At 65.2% G+C, this 17,963-nt stretch carries 22 protein-coding genes; 13 read left to right on the forward strand and 9 right to left on the reverse strand.

Features of this window, described 5'->3' with window-relative positions; all coding sequences use genetic code 11:
* Positions 1-99 precede the first annotated feature (99 nt).
* On the reverse strand, positions 100-423 hold the full coding sequence (locus AC5P6S_RS06870) for a KGG domain-containing protein (protein ID WP_005409695.1): 324 nt from the start codon (positions 421-423) through the stop codon (positions 100-102).
* Positions 424-725: 302 nt separating this feature from the next.
* Here AC5P6S_RS06870 and AC5P6S_RS06875 point away from each other — a divergent pair, with 302 nt between their 5' ends.
* From AC5P6S_RS06875 to AC5P6S_RS06885, 3 genes are read left to right on the forward strand one after another with little or no spacing between them, the layout of a single operon-like run.
* On the forward strand, positions 726-1,193 hold the full coding sequence (locus AC5P6S_RS06875) for a BLUF domain-containing protein (RefSeq protein ID WP_060381042.1): 468 nt from the start codon (positions 726-728) through the stop codon (positions 1,191-1,193).
* Positions 1,190-1,957, forward strand: a complete 768-nt coding sequence (locus tag AC5P6S_RS06880; RefSeq protein WP_012480285.1) for a DUF72 domain-containing protein — start codon at positions 1,190-1,192, stop codon at positions 1,955-1,957. Before AC5P6S_RS06875 ends, AC5P6S_RS06880 begins: the two co-directional genes overlap by 4 nt.
* On the forward strand, positions 1,950-2,684 hold the full coding sequence (locus AC5P6S_RS06885) for a DNA-formamidopyrimidine glycosylase family protein (protein WP_012480284.1): 735 nt from the start codon (positions 1,950-1,952) through the stop codon (positions 2,682-2,684). The genes AC5P6S_RS06880 and AC5P6S_RS06885 overlap by 8 nt, the downstream gene beginning before the upstream one ends.
* 38 nt (positions 2,685-2,722) lie before the next feature.
* On the opposite strand, the gene AC5P6S_RS06890 is transcribed toward AC5P6S_RS06885, so the two are convergent.
* Positions 2,723-3,220, reverse strand: coding sequence for a YciE/YciF ferroxidase family protein (locus tag AC5P6S_RS06890; protein WP_065183582.1), 498 nt, complete (start codon positions 3,218-3,220; stop codon positions 2,723-2,725).
* A 251-nt stretch (positions 3,221-3,471) separates the two neighbouring features.
* Between AC5P6S_RS06890 and AC5P6S_RS06895 the strand changes: the two genes are divergently transcribed.
* Both AC5P6S_RS06895 and ligD read left to right on the forward strand, forming a co-directional pair.
* Positions 3,472-3,648, forward strand: a complete 177-nt coding sequence (locus AC5P6S_RS06895) for a DUF3606 domain-containing protein (protein ID WP_005409690.1) — start codon at positions 3,472-3,474, stop codon at positions 3,646-3,648.
* Positions 3,649-3,660: 12 nt separating this feature from the next.
* Entirely contained in the window at positions 3,661-6,210 is a 2,550-nt protein-coding gene (gene ligD / locus AC5P6S_RS06900; RefSeq protein ID WP_235650036.1) for a DNA ligase D, read from the forward strand.
* A 7-nt stretch (positions 6,211-6,217) separates the two neighbouring features.
* On the opposite strand, the gene AC5P6S_RS06905 is transcribed toward ligD, so the two are convergent.
* Positions 6,218-6,478, reverse strand: a complete 261-nt coding sequence (locus tag AC5P6S_RS06905) for a hypothetical protein (RefSeq protein ID WP_224482002.1) — start codon at positions 6,476-6,478, stop codon at positions 6,218-6,220.
* 189 nt (positions 6,479-6,667) lie between these two features.
* On the opposite strand from AC5P6S_RS06905, the gene AC5P6S_RS06910 reads away from it, so the two are divergent.
* Positions 6,668-7,117: a BLUF domain-containing protein gene (locus tag AC5P6S_RS06910; RefSeq protein WP_099561585.1), complete on the forward strand. Its 450-nt coding sequence runs from the start codon at positions 6,668-6,670 to the stop codon at positions 7,115-7,117.
* A gap of 9 nt (positions 7,118-7,126) precedes the next feature.
* Here AC5P6S_RS06910 and AC5P6S_RS06915 read toward each other — a convergent pair whose 3' ends face one another.
* Entirely contained in the window at positions 7,127-7,357 is a 231-nt protein-coding gene (locus AC5P6S_RS06915; protein ID WP_111196914.1) for a hypothetical protein, read from the reverse strand.
* A 224-nt stretch (positions 7,358-7,581) separates the two neighbouring features.
* Between AC5P6S_RS06915 and AC5P6S_RS06920 the strand changes: the two genes are divergently transcribed.
* On the forward strand, positions 7,582-9,099 hold the full coding sequence (locus AC5P6S_RS06920; protein ID WP_099561586.1) for an FAD-dependent oxidoreductase: 1,518 nt from the start codon (positions 7,582-7,584) through the stop codon (positions 9,097-9,099).
* 3 nt (positions 9,100-9,102) lie between these two features.
* On the opposite strand, the gene AC5P6S_RS06925 is transcribed toward AC5P6S_RS06920, so the two are convergent.
* The 3 genes from AC5P6S_RS06925 to AC5P6S_RS06935 form a co-directional block, all read right to left on the reverse strand.
* Entirely contained in the window at positions 9,103-9,525 is a 423-nt protein-coding gene (locus AC5P6S_RS06925; RefSeq protein WP_005409684.1) for a low affinity iron permease family protein, read from the reverse strand.
* Complete coding sequence (locus AC5P6S_RS06930) at positions 9,522-9,776, reverse strand: hypothetical protein (RefSeq protein ID WP_099561587.1); 255 nt, start codon at positions 9,774-9,776, stop codon at positions 9,522-9,524. Before AC5P6S_RS06930 ends, AC5P6S_RS06925 begins: the two co-directional genes overlap by 4 nt.
* Before the next feature lie 123 nt (positions 9,777-9,899).
* Entirely contained in the window at positions 9,900-10,178 is a 279-nt protein-coding gene (locus AC5P6S_RS06935) for a hypothetical protein (protein ID WP_049396017.1), read from the reverse strand.
* A 177-nt stretch (positions 10,179-10,355) separates the two neighbouring features.
* Here AC5P6S_RS06935 and AC5P6S_RS06940 point away from each other — a divergent pair, with 177 nt between their 5' ends.
* Together AC5P6S_RS06940 and AC5P6S_RS06945 are read left to right on the forward strand one after the other, a co-directional pair.
* Positions 10,356-13,007, forward strand: a complete 2,652-nt coding sequence (locus AC5P6S_RS06940; RefSeq protein ID WP_076739993.1) for an excinuclease ABC subunit UvrA — start codon at positions 10,356-10,358, stop codon at positions 13,005-13,007.
* A gap of 79 nt (positions 13,008-13,086) precedes the next feature.
* The gene (locus AC5P6S_RS06945) at positions 13,087-13,407 is read left to right on the forward strand and encodes a hypothetical protein (protein ID WP_019336574.1); all 321 of its coding nucleotides are present in this window, start codon (positions 13,087-13,089) and stop codon (positions 13,405-13,407) included.
* On the opposite strand, the gene AC5P6S_RS06950 is transcribed toward AC5P6S_RS06945, so the two are convergent.
* Positions 13,404-13,685: a hypothetical protein gene (locus AC5P6S_RS06950; RefSeq protein ID WP_010485730.1), complete on the reverse strand. Its 282-nt coding sequence runs from the start codon at positions 13,683-13,685 to the stop codon at positions 13,404-13,406. The two genes, AC5P6S_RS06945 and AC5P6S_RS06950, sit on opposite strands and share 4 nt — an antisense overlap.
* A 153-nt stretch (positions 13,686-13,838) precedes the next feature.
* Here AC5P6S_RS06950 and AC5P6S_RS06955 point away from each other — a divergent pair, with 153 nt between their 5' ends.
* From AC5P6S_RS06955 to AC5P6S_RS06965, 3 genes are all read left to right on the forward strand, one after another.
* Positions 13,839-14,054 (forward strand): hypothetical protein, encoded by a 216-nt coding sequence (locus tag AC5P6S_RS06955; protein WP_044570206.1) that lies wholly within the window; start codon positions 13,839-13,841, stop codon positions 14,052-14,054.
* 56 nt (positions 14,055-14,110) lie between these two features.
* On the forward strand, positions 14,111-14,380 hold the full coding sequence (locus tag AC5P6S_RS06960) for a hypothetical protein (protein ID WP_012480276.1): 270 nt from the start codon (positions 14,111-14,113) through the stop codon (positions 14,378-14,380).
* Positions 14,381-14,643: 263 nt separating this feature from the next.
* Positions 14,644-14,943: a hypothetical protein gene (locus AC5P6S_RS06965; protein WP_012480275.1), complete on the forward strand. Its 300-nt coding sequence runs from the start codon at positions 14,644-14,646 to the stop codon at positions 14,941-14,943.
* Between the two features lie 594 nt (positions 14,944-15,537).
* Here the strand turns inward: AC5P6S_RS06965 and AC5P6S_RS06970 are convergent.
* Entirely contained in the window at positions 15,538-16,491 is a 954-nt protein-coding gene (locus AC5P6S_RS06970) for an alpha/beta fold hydrolase (protein WP_495204538.1), read from the reverse strand.
* Positions 16,492-16,974: 483 nt separating this feature from the next.
* On the opposite strand from AC5P6S_RS06970, the gene AC5P6S_RS06975 reads away from it, so the two are divergent.
* Positions 16,975-17,895 carry an MBL fold metallo-hydrolase gene (locus tag AC5P6S_RS06975; RefSeq protein WP_109336856.1) on the forward strand — a complete coding sequence of 307 codons (921 nt, stop codon included), beginning with the start codon at positions 16,975-16,977 and terminating at the stop codon, positions 17,893-17,895.
* The last annotated feature ends 68 nt before the right edge of the window (positions 17,896-17,963 follow it).

Raw genomic sequence — 17,963 nt, forward strand, 5'->3', positions numbered from 1 at the left:
GGCGCCCCAGTGGCGAAGCCCTTGATCAGCGTCAAGGCGTACGAAAGTGGGCGGACATCACGTCCGCCCACGAAGAGGTGCATCTGGCTTCAGCCGCGATCAGCGCTGCTGGCCACCGCGGTTGTTACCGCCGCCGCGTTCCTGCTGTTGCTGCCCGCCGCCCTGGTTACCGCCCTGGTTTCCACCCCCGCGGCTGTTCTGGCCGCCTTCGCGGCCGATGTCCGCCATGTGCTGGCGATCCTGGCTCACCGCTTCGCCGCCCTTGCGGCCGGCTTCGCGTGCTTCTTCCGAGCTGAATTCATGGGCGTTGCCTGATTCGTGCGCGGCACGTCCACCCTTGGCGGCGATCTCGCGCTGCTTGTCCTCGTCCATCGAAGCGAAACCGCGGTTGCTGTTGCCCTGGTTCTGGTTCTGGTTGGCCATGGAAAGTCTCCCTGGGTTGAGCCGCCCGACTGGCGGCAGGGACCATCTTCCAGATCCGGCGCTAGACCGCGGTGGCATGACCGCCAACGTGGCGTCATCCGGAAGCCCACGATTCCTCATCCGGTCTCCACGAAACGTGGTGCACGCGCGTGTGCGCCCGCAGGCGCGCCCGCCGCGCTCGAGCACGTGTCAAGGCGATGCGGCGGGCCCGCGCCTCAACTCGACGCAGCCTCTACGCCGGCCTCACTGCACATACGACCCGCGTCGCTAAGGTAGAGCTGTCTGCAACAACCGGTGGTGCCATGCCTTTTCGTGCGATTGCCTATGTGAGTGAAGCGTCCCGAAGCCTGACCGAAGAGCGGCTGCAACGGCTTGTGGCCGAAGCGGTGCAGTTCAACGAATCCGTCGATGTCACCGGCACGTTGCTGTTCGACGGCTCGCGCTTCCTGCAGTATCTGGAGGGCCCGGAGGCCGGGACCAATGCGGCGTACACGCGCATTCTCGCGGCCGGCAGCCACAGTGGGATCGTCGAGCTGAACCGGGGCAGGGTGGGGCGCCGGCAGTTTCCGCACTGGCGGATGCGCAGCGTGCGGGTGGATGAGCTCGCGCTGGGAAAGATCGCCATCTCCGACTGGACCGGCTTCGTGCGCAGCGCGTCGGCGCTGGAGTCGGGCGCCAGTGCACTGGATCGTCTGCTGTCGGTCTCACAGTTGCAGACGGATGCAGGTGCGGGAGAGACCCTGGAACCGTACGGGCAGCTGGTACGATGACGGCGGCGGACGCCCCGCGTGCATCCGCTCCACTGCGTGTCGGCTGTGCGGGCTGGTCGCTGCCGCGCGCGGATCAGGAAGCGTTCGGCGCGGGCGACAGCGCGCTGCAGCGCTACGCCACACGCCTGCCGATGGTGGAGATCAACTCATCCTTCTATCGACCGCACCAGGCCAGGACCTATGCGCGATGGGCGGCGAGCGTGCCGGAGGGCTTCCGGTTCGCGGTGAAACTGCCGCGAGAGATCAGCCATGAGCGTCGGCTGCGCGACGCAATGCAACCGCTCGAGCGGTTCCTTGAAGGCGTGCTGGAGCTGGGTGAAAAGCTCGGGCCGTTACTGCTGCAGTTGCCGCCGAGCCTGGTGTACGACACGGCCACGGCCAGAGCATTCCTGCGGGGCCTGCGCGCGCGTACCCAGGCCGATGTGGCGTGCGAGCCGCGCCACCCGAGTTGGTTCACGCCGGAAGTGGATGCGCTTCTGAGCGCGCATGGCGTGGCACGGGTTGCCGCGGATCCGGCACGTGTGCCGGCGGCAGCGACGCCCGGCGGTGACCGCGCGTGGAGCTACTGGCGCTGGCACGGCCAGCCACAGATCTATCGCAGCGCCTACGACGAACCCACCCTTGCCCACCTTGCGCGGCAGCTGCTGGCCGAGGCCGAGGCGAAACGACCCGCCTGGTTCGTACTGGACAACACCGCACTGGGTCACGCCACCGGCAACGCCCTGCACCTGCAGGCGCTGCTGCAGGAGAAGGAACATGCCTGAAGGCCCTTCGATCGTCCTGCTGCGCGAAGCAGCGAGCCACTTCAAGGGGCACGTGGTCCGCGCCGTCTCCGGGAACAGCCGGGTCGACCTGTCGCCGCTGCAGGGCCGAAGGGTCAAGGCGGTCCGCAGTTGGGGCAAGCACTTCCTGCTGGAATTCAGCCGCCACACACTGCGCATCCATCTGATGATGTTCGGCAGCTGGCGCATCGACGAACGGAAGCCAACCCCGCCGCGTGTATCCCTGCGGTTCGACAATGGCGAGCTGAACTTCTATGCGTGTTCCGTGCGGCTGATCGACGAGCCGTTGGACGAGGTCTACGACTGGCGCGCGGACGTGATGAACGATGCCTGGGATCCGAAGCTGGCCCGGCGCAAGCTGAAGGCAATGCCGGACGTCATGGTCTGTGATGCGCTTCTGGACCAGACGGTCTTTGCCGGCGTGGGCAACATCATCAAGAACGAGGTTCTGTTCCGAATAGGCGTGCACCCCGCCACGCGGCTGGGCGACCTGCCACCGCGCAGGCTCACCGCGCTGATCACGCAGGCCCGCGCCTACAGCTTTGATTTCCTGCAGTGGAAGCGCCGTTTCGAGTTGAAGAAGCACTGGCAGGTACACACGCGCAGGATCTGCCCGGCATGCGGCGGCCCGATCAGCAAGCTTTACATGGGCACCACCCGGCGGCGCACGTTCTTCTGCCCGAACGACCAGGTGCTGTACGAACCCTGAGGCCGCCGTCCATGGCGGCCGGCTTCCGGGCGCGTCAATCAGGCGGCCTGTGCCGCCTTGGCATTGCCGCCGCCCTTGGCCAGCAGGGTGAGCTTCTCGTCGGTGGCCTTCTCTTCCTCAAGCGTCTCCAGCAGCAGCGGAAGGGCGTCCTTGTAGCCCAGCTGCTTGGCCAGCGCGGCGATGGTGCCGTAGGACGCGATCTCGTAATGCTCGACCTTCTGCGCGCCGCCGATCAGGGCGGCATCGCGCACAGGGCCCTTGTCGATGCTGTCGATCACTTCCTTGCCTTCGTCTACCAGACCTTCCATTGCCGCGCACTTGATGCGCTTCAGCCGGATGCCGAGAACCTCCACCACCTGGTCGATGCGCTCGATCTGGCCCTGGGTTTCTTCCAGGTGCGTTTCAAACGCTGTGGCCAGGTCAGGGTTCTCGGCCGCACGGGCCAGGCGCGGGAGGGCCTTGGTCAGCTGCTTTTCGGCGCTGTAGATATCCGAGAGTTCGTGGATGAACAGGTCTTCCGCTGTCTTGATAGCCATGCTGGGCTCCGCTGTGAGTGGAGCGCTCAGAGTAGGTCCCGCCCGGTTGCGATCAGGCGGGGGCCAGGTGAAGGCGGCATGTGAACGCCAACGCGAGCCCTGCGCGTTGTCTTCACGAGGTGGCGTCTGTCGCCCGCCTGCCGAAGTCCCGATACCGGCAGGCCTTCGCCATCGCTTCACGGTGGCGTCGCCTGGCGCCCATGGGCCGGCCTGTACGGTCACTTCACGCCCGATCACGCGTGGAGACTCCCATGAGCGATGACAAGAAGAACACCGGCAGCCCGGACCGGGATCGCATCAACGTCAACGAAGACTATGAACTGCAGTACTGGACCACGACGCTGGGTGTGTCAGCCGAGGAACTTCGGGCCGCGGTCGCCGAGGTCGGGCCCACCGCCGCTGCCGTACGCAAGCACTTGGGAAAGTAGCGCGGAGCTGCCATGTCACTGGTCGAGTACCGCCGCAAGCGTCGTTTTGACCAGACCAGGGAGCCCGAACCGGGCAAGGCGCTGCCAGAAGGCCAACGCGCCATTTTCGTGGTGCAGTTGCATCATGCCAGCCGCAGGCACTACGACTTCCGTCTGCAGGTGGGTGACGCGCTGAAGAGCTGGGCCGTTCCCAAGGGCCCCAGTTACGACCCGAAGGTCAAGCGCATGGCGGTGGAGGTGGAGGATCATCCCGTCGACTACGCAGCATTTGAAGGCGAGATTCCCAAAGGCCAGTATGGCGGCGGACATGTCGCCCAGTTCGACCACGGTGTGTGGGCCACGCAGGGTGACCCGGAAGCCCAGCTCGCCAAGGGCCATCTACGTTTCGAGCTGTTCGGCGCCAAGCTCAAGGGTGGATGGCATCTGGTCCGTTCCGGCAAGCCTGCGCGCCAGCCACAGTGGCTGCTGTTCAAGGACGACGATGAATTTGCCAGCGATATCGAGGCAGACGATCTGCTGGCGGATGTCGCTGTAGCGCCCCCGGAGGACCTGAAGCGTGCCGGGGCAGGAAAGACCGCGAAGAAGAAACTCACGGTCGTACCGCCCAAACGCACCCGACGAAAGAACTGGGCGAAGAAGGCCCTGGCGCTCAGCAAGGCGAAAAAGGCGGCAGCGCCGTCCGGACCGTTTGAGCCGCAGTTGGCCAAGCTGGGCGACGCGCCGCCCCAGGGCGGGCAGTGGGTGCATGAGATCAAATGGGATGGGTACCGCATCCTTGCTACGGTGGCTGAGGGCAACGTGCAGCTGTGGTCGCGGAACGCACTGGAATGGACCGGCAAGCTGCCTGAAATACGTGACGCGATCGCGGCACTGGGGCTCACCTCGGCGGCACTGGACGGTGAGCTCATCGCCGGCGCCGGCACCAAGGAAGACTTCAACCTGCTGCAGGCCACGCTCTCCGGCGAGCGGCAGAGCATCCTGACGTACGCATTGTTCGATCTGCTGCATCTTGATGGCGTGGACATCGCCGATGCGCCCTTGCTGGAACGCAAAGCCCTGCTGCACTCCGTGCTGGAGGGGCAGGGCAGGCCATTGGCGTTCAGTTCGCATGTGCAGGGGGATGGCGACGAGGCCTATCGCCTGGCCGGTGAGCAGCACTTCGAAGGCATCATTTCCAAGCGCGCCGATCGCAGCTACCACAGCGGCCGCAGTGAGGATTGGCGAAAGACCAAACAGCTGGCCAGCGACGAGTTCGCGGTGGTCGGATACACCGCGCCGAAAGGCAGCCGCACCGGGTTCGGCTCGCTGCTGCTGGCGCGGCCAGACCCGAAACATGGCTGGCTCTACGTCGGCCGCGTCGGGTCCGGGTTCTCGGACGAACTGATCGGCGAAGTCAGCAAGCGCATCGAAGGCGGCGGCGGCCGCAAGCCGACGGCGCACGTGCCCACCCAGGACACCGACCTTCGCGCCGCGACCTGGTTCGCACCGCGTTTCGTGGTGGAGGTCTTCTATCGCGGGATTGGCGGGCAGAAGCTGTTGCGCCAGGCATCGCTGAAGGCGGTACGGGCGGACAAGGACATCGCCGATCTCGAAGATTCCGATCGCGCCGGAAAGGCCCCGGCTGCGGGTGGCACGCATGCACCCTCGCGACCCGGGCGCAGGGCGAAAAAATCACCCGCTACCGGCCGCACACCGCCCGCGCTTTCGTCCCCCGGCAAGATCCTGTTTCCTGGCGATGGCTACACCAAGCAGGAGGTATGGGACTACTACGCAGCAGTGATGGAGCACCTCCTGCCCGAGGTGGTTGATCGCCCGCTGTCGATCATCCGATGCCCCAGTGGCACCGCAAAACCCTGCTTCTTCCAGAAACACCACACAGCCGGGCTGGAACTGGTCGATCCGGTAAGGCTGAAGGAGGAAAGCGGCATCAACGCCCATTACCTGGTGGTGCGTGACGCGGCCAGCCTGCTTGAACTGGTGCAGTTCAACGCGTTGGAGTTCCACCCCTGGGGCAGCCACGCCGAAGCGCCCGACAAGGCCGACCGGGTGGTGTTCGATCTGGATCCAGGACCGGACGTACCCTTTGCCGAGGTCAAGAAGGCGGCAATCGACATCCGCAGACTGCTGGCGCAGCTGCAGCTGGAATCGTTCCTGCGTGTCTCCGGCGGCAAGGGCCTGCACGTGGTGGTGCCGCTCAACCCGGGATGCGACTGGGACCTGACCAAGCGCTTTGCGAAGGGCTTCGCCGGTGCGCTGGCGCAATCCGAGCCCCAGCGATTCCTGGCAACGGCCACCAAAAGCCTCCGCAACAAGCGGATCTTCGTCGACTACCTGCGCAACGGGCGCGGTGCCACGGCAGTCGCGTCCTACTCGCTGCGGGCGCGGCCGGGCGCACCGGTCGCGTTGCCGATCGCCTGGGGCGATCTGGCGAAACTCAAGCGCGCAGACGCGTTCACGATCAAGGACGTGCCAGCAAAGCTCAAGCGGCGGCGCAAAGACCCCTGGGCCGGCATCGGGGAAGTGAAACAGAATCTGGCGCGCTGGGCGCAGGCAGACCCGTAGCCCGCGCCTACGCGTCGGATCCCTGGGCGCTGCCGGGCAGGACATGATCGCATTCGACCAGCCGCGCGTTGCTGACCGTCTGGCGCGAAGGACAAGCGCCGCACACCAGCGTCGTTCCACCGGGCACCGCCCCCAACGCGTCCCCCGACAACTGTGTAATCCCGCCGCAGGTGTTGCAGCGCACGCGAATGGACCTGACGCGCTCAATACCCTGCACGCCGGAAACAGCGTCCAGCTCCAGAACATGGAAAAGGCCGGTATTGGGCATGGGGCGCTCCCGAGTCATCTGGCCCAAGCGTAAACGATCCATGGCATGGGGGGTGTAGGCGTCCTGCATGCCGTTTGTCAGCTGGAACCCAACTGATTCACAAAATGCACATGATGGGAACAACTGCGGGGCGCAGGTGGCCTATCCTACGGCCACGGAATCTGGGGGGATTCGCTACAGGAGCAGCCAATGCCGATCAGGGCAGTCGCATACGTCAGCGAAGCGGGCCCAGCCGTTGCTGGTGATCCGTTCGGCCTGGGCAGCGGAAAGCTCGACGATCTGGTCGATGATGCCGCCCGCTTCAACCGCAGTGCCGGCGTTACCGGCGTCCTGCTGTTCGACGGCAGCCGCTTCCTGCAGTACATGGAGGGGCCCGAAGACGGCTTGAGGGTGGCGTATTCGCGGGTGGTGGGCGCCTCCAGCCATACCGGGCTCATCGAGCTGCAGCGCGGCAGGGTGGGCAACCGGCGGCTCCCGTTCTGGCCGATGCGCTGGCTGCCCACCCAACCCGAGCAGTTGAAGCTTCTTGCCCGCGCGGACTGGTCAGGGTTCGCCCAGCACAGCGGTGACGATGGGCCAACCGAGACGGCGATGGATATCCTTGCCAGGTTGGTGGAACCCTACGCGGTTGCGGCGTGATCCACCGGCCTAGCGGCCTCCATAGCGCGCCGCCCATGGAATCTCTCCGCTGCACACGTTGAGGTGCCCGGTGCGCATCACGCAATACAGCCGGGCCTCCGGGTCTGCACTGGTAGCAATGTAGTCCAGTGCCTCGGCAAGCATGCGGACGAACTGCTGCTCGGGGTAGAACGCTGCCCAGGTCGGCAGCAGTTCGTCCAGTTGCGCGATCATCAGATCGATTTCCAGGTGCGTGCTCACTGCCTGATCCTCCTTCCAGGCACGTTAGCGACCACGCTGCAAGCAGAGAGTTGCGGTTCGCAGAGGCGACACAGGCGTGTAGTCCACGCAACGCTCACCTGGTCTTGACCATGGCGTTGATCGTGGCAGCGCGTGAGCATCATCTGCACGGCCACGCCACCCTCGTTTCACCCGGCAAGGCGTATCAGAGAGGCCTCCCAGCTGAAGCTGCAAGGATCCCTTTCATGTCCGAACCGTTCCCGCGCGCCAGCTTATGGTCAACTGACACCGAGTCGCATTGCTTCCGCCCCCTTGCCGGCACGACGCACGCGGACGTGCTGGTGGTGGGCGCCGGCATGACCGGCCTGCTGACAGCGGCCCGCCTGGCGGATAGCGGCCTGGATGTGCTGGTGGTCGATGCAGGGCCCATCGGCGGGCGCAATACGGTGATGTCCACGGGCAATCTTTACGCGCCCGTCTCCCGGCAGGCAGAACTGGTCTCGCGCTGGGGCGGCGACACGGCCAGTCGCATCGTGCAGTGGCGGCAGCAGGCGCTGCGCGCCATCGAGACGCTGGTTCATCGCTACGATCTGCGTTGCGGCTTCGAACGCGTGGCCATGCAGTACGGCATGCAGGAGCGTACGCGCGAGGTCACGACGCGATTCGAGCGTGAGCTGCAGGCCTATGAGCGCGTAGGCCTGCAGTGCGAACACCAGCAGTCCGGGCTGCCATTCGCATTGGGCCACGCGTTCCGTGTTCCCGATCAGGCGCAGTTGGATCCGGCGGCTTTCTGCAGGGAGCTGGCGCGACACCTGGTGGGCCGGGTGCGCATCCACGACTGGACCCAGATCAACAGCATCGAGGCATCAGCAGGCGTTGCCACCGCCCTTGGCGGCCGCATCCATGCCAGGCACTTCGTGCTCGCCACCCACTCGCCAGCAGGGTTCAACCTGGTGCAGGCCGAGATGGAGGTGTACCGCGAGTACGGCGTGGCGGTGGCGGTTGCCAATCCGCCAGCGGCAGGTATTCATTGGATCGCCGATCGGCACCGCTCGATGCGCGGGGTGCGCGGTACTGATGGCCGCGACTGGCTGGTGCTGGTCGGCGAGACACATCGCACCGGCGAAACCCCGGTGATGGATCCGGCACAGCATCTGGTCGCCGACGCGCGTCGCAACTTCACCGTGCAGGGCGAGCCGCTGTGCTGGTCGGCGCAGCAGTTCCGTGCAGCCGACCAGTTGCCCTACATCGGCAGCAGCGCGCACGACAATGTGTGGGTCGCCACCGGCTATGGTCCCGATGGCTTGACCTGGGCGGGCGTGGCCGCTCGTGCGATCACCGAGGGAATCATGGGCACGACCAGCGAGATCGAGAAGCTGCTAAGCCCCATGCGCTTCACGCCAGTGCGTTCGGCGGCCGGCTGGGCCCGTACCAATGGCACGGTTGCACGGCACATGGTGGGAGATCGCCTTGGTGCTGCGCCGTCGCACTCGCCCAGCGAGTTAAGCCGTGGCTGTGGCGCACTGCTGGACGTGGATGGAAAGCGGACCGCCGTCTACCGCGATGAGCACGGTCAACTGCATGCGATGTCGGCGCTGTGCCCGCACCTCAAGTGCGTTGTCCAATGGAATGGCCATGAACGCACATGGGATTGCCCATGCCATGGCAGCCGCTTTTCCGCCACCGGGGCGCTGCTGGAAGGCCCCGCCCGGCAGGGCCTCACGCCAGAACCGCTGCAGGCAGAGCAGCCGCTGCAGCGGTGACCCTCAGGCTTCGGCGGCCGCATCCGCCTCGCAGGGCATGCAGCGTTCCTTCTTGGACTTGATGTCTGCAGCGGTCTTCGCCAGCGCCTCGTAACGCTGGCGAATCTCTTCAAGGTGCGCCGGTTCCATCGACTCCAGGTTCAACAGCTCCTGGTTGGCGTCCTTGCTGACCCGGATCAGTTCATCCAGCTTGATGTGCAGCGCGGCCGTATCGGCATTCTGCGTATGCTGGATCAGGAACACCATCAGGAAGGTCACGATGGTCGTTCCCGTATTCACCACCAGTTGCCACGTATCATTGAAGTGGAAGGCCGGCCCGCTGGCGGCCCAGGTGATGATGACCCCCAGCGCCGCGACGAATGCGCCCAGGCTGCCGGACAATCGTGCCGTCGCGGCCGCGACCCGGGCGAAGCCGCGCCGGATCACTCGTCACCTCCCGCGGCCTCCTCATCCGTTCGACGATCTGGCAGCCTGACCCGCTCACCCAGGCGCTTGGCCTGCTCTTCCGGCGTTGGCGCGGCGACGAAGGGGGAGATCGGATCACTGGCAGGGAAGGTTTCCTGCAGCGCTTCGTCATGATTGCGGTGGTTGTGCAGCTTTGCCTGCAGCGGGCTGACAGGATCGGGGCGCTGCGCCTCCGTGTCCGGATGGGGAAGGTCTTTCTGGTCGCGTTGCATGGTGCATCTCCAGGTTGATCACCACCTCGCAGGTGGCGGGCCCAGCATAGGAATGCACTGTGAGCGGCCTCATCAAGGGCGGGGCAACGTGGCGTCAATCCTTCAGGCAACGCGCGTTAACAATCAGCAGGGTGGGGGAGCCCGGCGTCGGCCACGGCGGCGCCAGGCCATCACCTGGCCGACCACCGCCGTCAACAGCAGCATCGCATTGGTCACCACGAAGACCGTGCTGCCCAGCATCGCGCTGTAGACAGTAAACAGCGCAGACGCGGTCATCTGGCCCGCGAACAGCCATTTGGATACGGCTTCCGGGTGGGACGACTGCCACTGCTTCACCATCTGCCGGATCAGGGTTGCCATCAGCACCGCCGTGGCGGCCCAGCCAAGTACGTCGGGGTGCATGAGGGCCTCCGATGTGTGGGCACCCCACGCTAGCCCCTGGCTGGGCAACGCCGTACGAAGGGAAGGTGAAGACGGCATCCCACCTCCGGCGCCCTCGCGCCATTCACTCCGCAGCAGCGACAATGCCCCCTCGGGCGCACCATGCGCGAGCCGCCCACCGATTGCAGGAATGCTGAGATGTCCAACACCCCCTTTGGCGAGTCGTCATGTGCTACCGCAGCCAGCGGCTGCATCGAAGTCCGTGGTGCGCGCGAGCACAACCTGAAGAATGTCGATGTCTCCATTCCGCGCAATGCACTGGTGGTGTTCTCCGGCGTGTCGGGATCCGGCAAGTCCTCGTTGGCCTTCGGCACGGTTTTCGCCGAGGCGCAGCGGCGCTACTTCGAATCCGTCGCACCCTATGCGCGCCGCCTGATCGACCAGGCGGGCGTGCCCGATGTGGATGCCATCGACGGGCTGCCCCCGGCGGTCGCCCTGCAGCAGCAGCGCGGCGCCAGCAATGCGCGCTCCTCGGTGGGCAGCGTGACCACGCTGTCCAGCCTGGTGCGCATGATGTTTTCGCGGGCGGGAGCCTACCCGGCCCACCAGCCCATGCTGTACGCCGAAGACTTCTCGCCCAACACCCCACAGGGCGCCTGCAGCACCTGCCATGGCCTGGGGTATGTCTACGAAGTGACTGAAGCACTGATGGTTCCGGACCCGTCGCTGAGCATCCGCGAGCGCGCCATCGCGTCCTGGCCACCGGCATGGCATGGCCAGAACCTGCGCGACATCCTGGTCACGCTGGGCTACGACATCGATGTGCCGTGGAAGAAGCTGCCGAAGAAGGACCGTGAGTGGATCCTGTTCACCGAGGAGACGCCCACCGTGCCGGTCTATGCCGGCTTCACGCCGGCCGAGACCCGTACCGCACTCAAGCGCAAGCAGGAGCCCAGCTACATGGGCACGTACACCGGCGCACGCCGCTACGTGCTGCACACCTTTGCCAACACCCAGAGCGCCCTGATGCGCAAGCGTGTGTCGCGCTACATGGAAGGCAAGCTGTGCCCGGCCTGCCACGGAAAGCGCCTGAAACCGGAGGCGCTTTCGGTCACCTTTGCCGGTGTGGATATCGGCGAGTTCATGCGGCTGCCGTTGGACCAGCTGGCGGCGTTGCTCGAGCCCATCGCGCGGGGCGACTTCAGTGCACACAGCCACGGCGCGCGTTCCAGCAGGCGTGCAACGCCCCGCGATCGCGCCAAGCGGGCAGCAAGTGGCCGCGCGACCCACGAAGGCGCACCCGACGTGCGCCTGACCTCAGCCTTGTCTGAGGAAAAGCGCCTGGCGGCACAACGTCTGGCGGGCGGGGTCATGGCGCGTGTACGGCAACTGCGCGAGCTCGGCCTGGGCTATCTATCACTTGATCGCGCCACGCCCACGCTGTCGGCCGGCGAACTGCAGCGCCTGCGGCTGGCCACGCAGCTCAGCTCGTTGCTGTTTGGCGTGCTGTACGTGCTCGACGAACCCTCGGCCGGCCTGCATCCGGCCGACAGCCAGGCGCTGTACGACGCACTGGAACGGCTGCGCGACGGCGGTAACTCGGTGTTCGTTGTTGAACATGATCTGGAGCTGATGCGCCGCGCGCAGTGGCTGGTCGATGTGGGCCCGCAGGCAGGGGAGCATGGCGGACGCGTTCTCTACAGTGGCGAGCCCGATGGCTTGCGCGACGTTCAGGATTCGCGCACGGCGCAGTACCTGTTCGACCAGGTGCCTGCGCCCGCCAGCCGGCAGCGCAGTGTCATCAGCTGGCTGGAGCTGAAGGGTATCCATCGCCATAACCTGCAGGGCGTGGACGCGCAGGTGCCGCTGGGGCTTCTGACCGCAGTGACCGGTATTTCCGGATCGGGCAAGTCCAGCCTGATGGCACAAGCGCTGCCCGAGCTGATACTGCTGCACCTGGGGCATGAGCCGGTGGACGACAGCGCCGACAGCACGCCCGCGGATGGGCCGACCGTGATCGAAGCCACGCGGGGCCAGCTGGCCGGCGACGTGGACGCCATCCAGCGCGTGGTGCAGGTAGACCAGAAGCCCATCGGCCGCACGCCACGATCCAATCTGGCCACCTACACCGGCCTGTTCGATCACGTGCGCAAGCTCTTCGCCGCGACACCCGACGCGCGCCGCCGCCGATTCGACGCGGGCCGCTTTTCGTTCAACGTGGCCAAGGGCCGATGCGAAACCTGCGAAGGCGAGGGCTTCGTCAGCGTCGAACTTCTGTTCATGCCGAGCGTCTATGCGCCGTGCCCCACCTGCCATGGCGCCCGCTACAACGAGGCCACCCTGAAGGTGCTGTGGAATGGTCGCACCATCGCCGAGGTCCTGCAGATGACGGTGGACCAGGCGCAGGCGTTCTTCGCCGAAGAAGACGCCATTGCCCGCCCGCTGCAGTTGCTGCAGGAAATCGGTCTGGGCTACCTGCGGCTGGGCCAGCCGGCCACCGAGCTTTCAGGCGGTGAGGCACAGCGCATCAAGCTGGCGACCGAGCTGCAGCGCAGCCAGCGCGGACGCACGCTGTATGTGCTGGATGAGCCCACCACCGGCCTTCATGCATCGGACGCGGACAGGTTGCTGGCGCAGCTGCAACGGCTGGTGGAGGCTGGCAACACCGTGGTGATGATCGAGCACGATATGCGTTCTGTCGCACAGGCGGACTGGGTGATTGATGTCGGGCCAGGTGCAGGCGGCGCGGGTGGCACCATCGTGGCGAAGGGCACGCCGCAACAGGTGGCCCGCGCCAAGGGAAGCAGGACTGCGCCGTTCCTTGCGCGCGAGCTGGGGCAGGCCAGCTGACGCCATCTCATCTGGGGCTGGACGCATTCTGTTGTACTGTGGGAGTACTCGCAGCGCCCATCAGCGAGAGGATGGTCAGGTGAACGCTTCCATGCTCCCAAGAATCGTCGGCTTCGATGTCCCGTTGTTGCATGAGCGTGTAGACGCATCCACCGACGAAGCCATCACCGCGCTGCTGGATCTGGCGCCGGGCGCTCGCTGGACAGAGATGTTCCTCATCAAGTGCAGGGCACTGGCGTCCCAGCTCCAGCTGGCGGATGTTCGCATTGAAGGCGCCAGGATCTACTTCTACGGATCCATCAGCGATTCTCGTGGACTTGCCGACGCGGTGATGTCCATTGTCCACGTACTGAATGATGAGTTGATGCGCGAGCGGAATCACGCAGCCAGCCGCGCCTAGGCGCAGCCAAGCAGGGACCAGCACCGATCGGCAATCTCCGCTGCGCCAGGATGGCCGCGCAGGCTCGATCGCTTCGCAAGCCTGCCCTGCAGATCGTCGATCCATGCCGACCGGGTGCCATGCGGATCTCTCACATAGATATCGCAGGCAAGCCGGATAACGGGCGCCACTTCATATCGGAAGCTCATCGCGGGCAGGGCGCCCAGGTTGAACGCGATTTTCCAGTGGGCCAGCTCGCGCTCGACGTCGACAACGTGCTTGCTTCTTCCATGGATCATGGCGTTACCCCTTTTCGAAACTCCACTGTACACGCTTGTTGCTGCGGGCCTGTTCATGACCCTTGTTCATATGGGACGCGTCCCCGTACGTTCCCGTAACGGCGACACGCCCACAGTCAATCGGCAGCAGACTTGCTGCGGCGGAGAATCGAAATGAACAGCGTCCCCGAACAGAACAGGAATGACCGCTCCAACGCGTCCGCTGAAGCAGAACAGCCTGCACAGCAGGGGCAGGGCGAGGGGGGCGAACCCGGCGGAGAGGAGCCCGGCAAGCAAGGACAGCAACAGCAGCAGGACAACAAGGATCGCGAGAGCCCGAAGCCAGCGGATGAAAAGAAGGGCGGTCTCGGCGGCGATACCCGCCGCTGAGGAACAGGAGGAGCCGCGCGCCGCGCGGCTGCTTCCGCAGCAGACAGGGAGCGTGCATGTCCGCACAAAGCCAGGCGATCAGCCTGATGACCAAGATCATGTACCAGTGTCGCCCGGAGAAAACCACAACAATGGCGCAATGCCGTTGCTGCCACGCGCCCAGCCCTGGCGGGATGGAGTGCGCACGGTGCCTGACCGGCAGGCTCGGCGATACGATTCACAATCGTGGTGCAGCGTTCGGCTGGCTGGAATCGTTCCGCAGGGTCCAGCAGGACGAAGCACACGTATTCGAATGCGCAAAGCGCGCCGATGTGGCATCTCCCTAGGCGTCGCATCCGGACCTGACATCGCGCAGGCGTATGCTCGAGTCATTCAGGAGCAACGCGATGACTTTTCCGATCTGCATCTACGATAGAACGGGCACAGGGCTCCGGCTGCCTGCGGGATGGTGGATCGACCTTCAGTCCGATCTGCCTGCACTGGTGAAGGGTGCCGCGCGCATTGACCTTCCGCGATCTTCAAAAGACGAGCATCCACGATTGGATCCTGAGGTTCTCACGGATCTCTTCCGGCGCATTGGAGGCTCTCAGTGGCTAGGTTGAATCCAGCCCATTCCCTGGGAGTGCGCTGGCTGTTCTTTCGCCTTCGCAACGGGCAGTCCATCAGTCCGGCCAGGCTGATGTCTGTCTGGTCCGAGGCGGCGGAATCCAACGACTGCGCCGTGCGCCGTGAAATCATCGACGGCGCCGGCTATGTCTACGCCTTGTATGCGCCCAACAGCCTGCTTTCACCCAGGCGCGTGGAGCTGCGCATGAGAGCGCTGCTGGAGGAGGCCGGCTACGCCTTCACGATGGGCAGCCTGGCGGGGCGGCACCCGGGCGACGGCTGAGGCGCGGCGCTGAGGCGCCGGCCGAAGAGTCCATGACAGCCGCTCTCATTCGGGGACACCAGGCTCCAGTGGTTCGTGAGTCGCGGGATCGAAGAGCGCCAGCATCCGCTCACGCCGGCACTGTTCGAGCCAGTGGTGCCATATCTCCACCTCGTCCATCAGCCCCGTGGCACCGCACGCTGGGCACGTGAGCGTCGTACCCGATGGACTCGTCTTGATGCCCTCGTCCTGAGTCATTGATGAGCGCAAGCCGCAGCTCTTGCAGGTGGATCGCAACTGATCGAGGCGAACGATGGCGCCATTGCGCGCAAGAAGGGGCTGGATCGCATGGATCCGGAAGGCATTGGGAGGGTGCATGGCCGTGTCGTCTTGGGCTGGACACGGGAGCAAAGGATTCTGCGCCGGAGAAGAGCCGTGAGGGCGCAGTGTCCTCCGTTGGAGGTTAACCCTTCATCAAAGTGCGGAACACGCTCCATCGTTGGCCTGAAATCCTACGCCCGCACTCGTGCACTGACGCGGCACCCGGCGCTTCTCCGGTGCCAGCCCTGCTTCTGGGAAGGAAGGGCTCTGCCATCACAACAGAGCCCCGGTCACTCACTTTTCCTGCAGGAACGCCAGCAGATCCTGGTTGACCTTGTCCTTGTGGGTGTCGGTCAGGCCGTGCGGCGCACCCGGGTAGACAATCAGCCTGGCGCCCTTGATGAGCCTTGCCGATTGGCGGCCTGAGATATCGATCGGCACGATCTGGTCGTCGTCGCCGTGGATGACCAGGGTGGGCACATCAAACTTCTTCAGGTCCGCGCGGAAGTCGGTGGCCGAGAACGCAGCGATCGAATCGTAGGTGTTCTTGTGGCCGCCCTGCATGCCCTGCGCCCACCACGCATCGATCAGCCCCTGCGACACCTTCGCGCCCGGGCGGTTGAAGCCATAGAACGGGCCCGACGGAATGTCCTTGTACAACTGGGCGCGGTTGTCCATCTGTGCCTTGCGGATGCCATCGAACACTTCGATCGGCAGGCCGTTGGGGTTGTCGGCGGTCTTCAGCATGAACGGCGGCACCGAGCTGATCAGCACGGCCTTCTTCACTCGCCCGGTGCCATGCCGGCCGATGTAGCGCGCCACCTCGCCGCCACCGGTGGAGAAACCCACCAGGGTCACATCGTGCAGGTCCAACGTATTGATCACCGTGGCCAGGTCATCAGCGTAGTGATCCATATCGTTGCCGTCCCACGGCTGGCTGGAACGACCGTGGCCACGACGGTCATGCGCGATCACGCGGTAGCCATGATTGGCCAGGAAGATCATCTGGGATTCCCAGCTGTCCGAGTTCAACGGCCAGCCGTGGCTGAAGGTCACGACCGGGCCGTCCTTCGGGCCCCAGTCCTTGTAGTACAGCTGCACGCCATCGGCGGTGGTGATGTAGCTGGCGGTGCGCGCGATGCTGGTGACTGCCGCCGGCGTGGCCGGTTCGGCGGCCTGCGCGGACAGGCCGGCCTGGACCGAGAGAGCGAGGGCGGCAACGGCCAGGGCACGGGTGAAGGTGTTCATGCGGGGAACTCTCATGGGTGGGTGGTGAGACGTACTTTGCGCCCGCGATCAGGCGCCAGGGATATGACAAGTCCGAATTTCTTGATAGATCGTCCTGATTGCACGGACCCACAGTGGGGTCGACTGGATGATCATCCGAAGCTGCCCGACCTGGGCCTGCGCACTACCGAACGAGCCAGAGGCGCTTGCAATGGTGACATTGCAGCCGGTTCCGCATTGCTTCCCGGAACGCAACATGACGTACCCCTTCACGGAGATACCGCACATACCGCGTACTGCCTAGGCTGATCCCACACGGCACCTGCCGTGTTCCGGGCCCATTGCCCGCGCAGTGGCCCGTCTTCCCCATGAACTCCGCAGCGCTGGCCTGCCAGGCAACCGTGCCCTGGCAATGTCACTGCCTGCGCCATGGGAAAGTGCCCGGATTCGTTCGCGCCAGCCTTGCATTGCTGCCCGCCAAATGGCTCTTCGTGGAGATCCCTCATGTTCAGTATGGAAAACACCGCCGCGCCCATTGCCCCCGCCCTCGATGAACTGGTGCCCTCGCGCTACGCCCTGAAAGTGGGCGACGTCGAAGTGCTGGTGATCAGCGATGGCGTCCTGCCGTTGCCCACCCAGATGCTCGGCCACAACGTACCGGCGGCCGACCGTGCCGAATGGTTCGAAGAGATGTACCTGCCGCAGGATGCCTTCGACTGGGCATTGAACGTGATGGTGGTGCACAGCGGGGATCGCACCATTCTCATCGATGCCGGCCTGGGCATGGACCCGGACCTGCAGCTGCCGCGCGCCGGCCAGCTGATCCGTCGCCTTGGTGCTGCCGGTATCAACCTGGGCGAAATCACCGATGTGGTGATCACCCACATGCACATGGACCACGTCGGCGGGCTGCTGGTTGAAGGTGTGAAGGAACAGCTGCGCCCGGACCTGAAGATCCACGTGGCCGCAGCGGAGGTGGAGTTCTGGAAGTCGCCGGACTTCAGCCGCACCAACATGCCGCAGGGTTTCCCCGATGCGCTACGCGCCACGGCCAAGCACTTCTGGGCCGAGTACAGCAGCTATGTGCATACTTTCCAGGACGAACAGCAGATCGCGCCGGGCGTAACGGCCCGCCGTACCGGTGGGCATACCCCGGGCCACTGCGTAGTGCGCGTAGCGTCCGCGGGGCAGGCCCTGACCTTTGCCGGTGACGCGGTGTTCGCGGTCGGCTTCGACCAGCCGAACTGGCACAACGGCTTCGAGCACGATCCGGAGGAATCCGCACGCGTACGCATCGCTCTGCTGAAGGACCTGGCCGGCACCGGCGAAATGCTGGTGGCCACGCATCTTCCGTTCCCGTCAGTGGGCCGGGTGTCGCTGGAGGGTGAGACGTTCCGCTGGGTGCCGGTGTTCTGGGACTTCTGATCGGATCCTGCGGATACAGCGCAAGCAGGAGTTTTCGACGGGGCGCATCGGCGCCCCGCTCGAATCCC

It is taken from the genome of Stenotrophomonas sp. YJH_SMC_119 (assembly GCF_059368315.1).